Here is a 3,927-nt window from a genome sequence, read left to right as displayed (position 1 = left end):
GTAAATTCCACACCTTCAGAAACAGTTTGTTTGTTGTCTCCAGAAAAGACATTTATTTTCTTTTCATAGATATTATAAATACCTTTAAAGTCATAACCCATTCCAATTGGGCAACTTAGGGGACAAACTTTTAAACCTAATTTTTGCTCAACTTCATCTAATAAATCAAAAGCATCTTTACCTTCTCGGTCTAATTTATTTATAAAAACAATCATTGGTATATTACGCATTCTACATACTTCAACCAATTTTTCAGTTTGTTCCTCAACACCTTTTGCAACGTCAATAACAACAATTACGCTATCTACCGCAGTTAAAGTTCTAAAGGTATCTTCAGCAAAATCCTTATGACCAGGTGTATCTAAAATATTTATTTTTTTGTCTTTATAGATAAAAGCCAATACAGAAGTAGCAACAGAAATACCACGTTGACGCTCAATTTCCATAAAATCGGAAGTAGCACCTTTCTTAATTTTATTGTTTTTTACGGCACCAGCTTCTTGTATTGCACCACCAAACAACAATAATTTTTCGGTTAATGTTGTTTTACCAGCATCTGGGTGAGATATAATACCAAAAGTCCGTCTACGTTGTATTTCTTTTAAAAAACTCATTTATAAAATTTTGAGGTGCAAATATAGGTTTTATAGTTTGAAAGTAATAAAGTAAAAAGTTGAAAAATAATAAATGATGTAAAGTTATATTTTTCTTATTTTTTCCAGAAGATTGTTAAGTTGCATTACTTCATCAAGCGATAAATGTTTTATTTTATTATTTAAATGTTGTTCGTGATTGTTAATTTTTTTAAATAAATCCAATCCGCGCTGTGTTATTTGAATTTCTTTTTGTCTCCTGTCGGACTTGCATTCCTTTCTAACAACTAATTTTTTGCTTAAAAGTCTATCAACGAGTCTACTAACATCTGAATTTTTGTCCAACATTTGTTCTTTTATTTCATTTATAGAACTGTTTTTAGGATGCTCTACTTTCAAAATTCTTAAAACTGTAAATTGATTAAGTGGCAAATTAATTGGCTTAATGCATTCAAGTAAATGATTTTTTAAGTAATTATGTGTTTCATGAATATTAAGCCTTGCTTTCAAGAATTCTTTATCAGCGGTACTTTTTAACTCGTTTATAATTTTCATGTAGTTTTCAGTTTACACAAAAATAAAAAAAAAGACTGTGTAATTTTCAACCTTCTCAAGTTTATTATACACAATCTATTTAAAAAAGAACATTAATTTTCCTTTTCAGTGAGCAATATTTATGTTTGAAATAAAATTAATTGTAATAACTTTTATTTTCAATGCAAATATAAGTTTAAACAAAGGGTGTTATAACATATAAACTGTTAATGTTTTCTAAACAAAAAGTTAAATTATTATAATTCAGCACTTTATAATAATGTAAAAATTGTTTTTTGGGGAACTAAAAATTTGTAAATTTGCTTATATTTATAAATGATGAAAGAAGAACAAGTAATATTAGTTAATGAAAAAGATGAACAAATTGGTTTAATGCCAAAAATGGAAGCACATGAAAAAGCTGTGTTGCATAGAGCATTTTCTGTTTTTGTTTTTAATGATAAAAATCAATTAATGTTGCAGCAGCGTGCAGCCGATAAATACCATTCACCATTATTATGGACAAATACTTGTTGCAGTCACCAGCGAGATGGAGAAAGCAATATTGAAGCTGGAAAAAGACGTTTACAAGAAGAAATGGGTTTTGTTTGTGAATTGGAAGAAAAAACATCTTTTATATACAAGGCACCTTTTGATAATGGTTTAACCGAGCACGAATTAGACCATGTTATGGTTGGAAGTTACTCAAAAGATCCAATTATTAATAGGCAAGAGGTTGAAAGTTATAAATGGATGACTTTAGAAGAAGTAAAAGATGATATTGCTTTAAATCCTGAAGTGTATACAGAGTGGTTTAAGATTATTTTTGAAAAATTTTATGATTTCTTGAAGTTGTAGCTATGAAAGTAACCGTTAATAGAAAAGCACACTTTAATGCCGCACATAGATTGTACAATGCAGATTGGACAGATGCTAGAAATGCAACCGTTTTCGGTAAATGTGCCAATCCAAATTACCACGGACATAATTATGAATTAATAGTTGCTGTAAAAGGTGAAATTCACCCAGAAACTGGATTTGTAATGGATATGAAAGTTTTAAAACAATTAATTGAAACTGAAATTGAAGCAGAATTTGATCATAAAAATTTAAACGAAGAAGTTCCAGAATTTAAAACCTTAAACCCAACTGCAGAAAATATTTCCGTTGTAATTTGGAATAAATTAAGGGCTAAAATTGATACAAATTTAGAACTGTCTATAACCCTGTACGAAACACCTAGAAACTTTGTAACTTATTGTGGTGAATAGTTTAACTTTTCTTGTCATTCCAACAAAGGAGGAATTACACCATTATGAGATTTCTCTCTTTCGTTCGAAATGACAAATGAATATTTATAATAACACTAATAATGTATTGAATGCTGTTATTCCTGCGGACTTTCCTATCGGCAGGAGGAGAGCAGGAATCTATTTTCGTAACTTATAGGTTCCTAGTAAAACAAATAGTTATTTTTTATCTTGAATCTTACAGGTTTTAATTCCAAAAATAGCGTATAATGGACAAAAATTAAATAATACTGTTAGCAATAATACAATTCCTACAGCCATTAAAACAATTGCAAGCATACCCGTAATAACATTTGTATAGTATAATATAACTACGGCTATTGCAATTAAAATTCGAACTAACTTGTCTGCATTTCCTACATTTTTTTTCATTATATATAAATTAAATTATGGCATCATTTTACTTAAGCGATAGTACAATTTAAGATAATTTTATAAGATATTTAAATTAGATTAGTCTTTTTTCTGTTTGTTCAATTCATCTTGTAATCTTCGCATTACTTTTTGTTCTCGTTCTAGCGCTTTTTTTCTGTGTTCTTCATATTCATCTTCAACTTCTTTTAAATTGCTCTTTGTCTGCTTTGTAATGCTAATACTTTGTTTAAATTTAGAAATAAAGAATAAAAGAAATAATACTAAACCACCAACTATAGAAAGCATAATTGTTTTAAATAAACCTTTTTCAAAGTCAATTCCTAAAAACGTAATTGTAGTTATTCGAGTTTTTAATGTAGTTATTTCATTTTTTGTAGTACTTAACGAAGTCTTTAAACTATCAATAATTTGCTTTTGATTATTTATAGTAGTTGTAGCATTTAAAATTTCTTCTTTTGAAGCTACTATAGAATCGTTAATATTCGATTTTAACTTTAATAACCAATTTAATTTAACAACCTTATAATCTTGATATTTATTTGAGTTTTTTATTAAATTTTCGAACTGATTGTTTACAGATCCAGAGTCAATAAATTTTTTGGTTGTTTGACTTTGTAGATTAGAAATAATAAATAATAGTGAAAGAGTTAATAGTAAATGTGTTTTCATTAGTTAATAAGTTTGATTTATTTTTGGGGTTAAAACTAGTTGTTATTTATGTAATAAACTTCTAATTCGTTCAAATATTGTTTCTTTAATGTATCATTTATAAAAGAATATTCAAATGAATTTTTTGCTAATTGGTAAATTTCGTGTTTTGTTAAATTTAAAGCAGCTTGTATTTCAAAATAATTCTGATTTACATTACCACCAAAATAGGCTGGGTCGTCTGAATTTATAGTAACTTTTAATCCTAAATCTAACATTATTTTTAGCGGATGTTTTTTTAAGTCTTTAACTACTTTTAGGGCTGTATTAGAAAGTGGACAAACAGTTAAGGCAATATCGCGATTTATTATTTCACGTATTAAATTGTTGTCTTGTAAAGCATTATTACCGTGATCTATACGTTTTATTTTCAAAACATCTAGAGCTTCCCAAACATAATCGGCAGT

The 3,927-nt window shown here is 27.6% G+C and carries 7 protein-coding genes; 2 read left to right on the top strand and 5 right to left on the bottom strand.

Annotated elements, in window-relative coordinates; genetic code table 11:
* On the bottom strand, positions 1 to 614 hold a 614-nt coding region (locus AB1Z17_RS08775; RefSeq protein ID WP_368051428.1), incomplete at its 3' end, for a GTP-binding protein.
* Between the two features lie 84 nt (positions 615 to 698).
* Positions 699 to 1,148 carry a MarR family winged helix-turn-helix transcriptional regulator gene (locus AB1Z17_RS08770; protein WP_368051427.1) on the bottom strand — a complete coding sequence of 150 codons (450 nt, stop codon included), beginning with the start codon at positions 1,146 to 1,148 and terminating at the stop codon, positions 699 to 701.
* A 318-nt stretch (positions 1,149 to 1,466) separates the two neighbouring features.
* Between AB1Z17_RS08770 and idi the strand changes: the two genes are divergently transcribed.
* Both idi and AB1Z17_RS08760 read left to right on the top strand, forming a co-directional pair.
* Positions 1,467 to 1,985 carry an isopentenyl-diphosphate Delta-isomerase gene (gene idi / locus AB1Z17_RS08765; RefSeq protein WP_368051429.1) on the top strand — a complete coding sequence of 173 codons (519 nt, stop codon included), beginning with the start codon at positions 1,467 to 1,469 and terminating at the stop codon, positions 1,983 to 1,985.
* A 2-nt stretch (positions 1,986 to 1,987) separates the two neighbouring features.
* Complete coding sequence (locus AB1Z17_RS08760; RefSeq protein ID WP_368051426.1) at positions 1,988 to 2,398, top strand: 6-pyruvoyl tetrahydropterin synthase family protein; 411 nt, start codon at positions 1,988 to 1,990, stop codon at positions 2,396 to 2,398.
* Positions 2,399 to 2,596: 198 nt separating this feature from the next.
* On the opposite strand, the gene AB1Z17_RS08755 is transcribed toward AB1Z17_RS08760, so the two are convergent.
* From AB1Z17_RS08755 to AB1Z17_RS08745, 3 genes are all read right to left on the bottom strand, one after another.
* On the bottom strand, positions 2,597 to 2,809 hold the full coding sequence (locus AB1Z17_RS08755) for a DUF2892 domain-containing protein (RefSeq protein WP_368051425.1): 213 nt from the start codon (positions 2,807 to 2,809) through the stop codon (positions 2,597 to 2,599).
* Between the two features lie 81 nt (positions 2,810 to 2,890).
* Positions 2,891 to 3,481, bottom strand: a complete 591-nt coding sequence (locus AB1Z17_RS08750; RefSeq protein ID WP_368051424.1) for a hypothetical protein — start codon at positions 3,479 to 3,481, stop codon at positions 2,891 to 2,893.
* Positions 3,482 to 3,516: 35 nt separating this feature from the next.
* Positions 3,517 to 3,927, bottom strand: a 411-nt coding sequence (locus AB1Z17_RS08745) for an adenosine deaminase (RefSeq protein WP_368051423.1), incomplete at its 5' end; no start/stop codon positions are given.

This window comes from Lutibacter sp., assembly GCF_040883305.1.
GTDB lineage: Bacteria > Bacteroidota > Bacteroidia > Flavobacteriales > Flavobacteriaceae > Lutibacter.
Note: the sequence above shows the minus strand (reverse complement) of the source record. Positions and strands in the feature narration are given on the sequence as shown.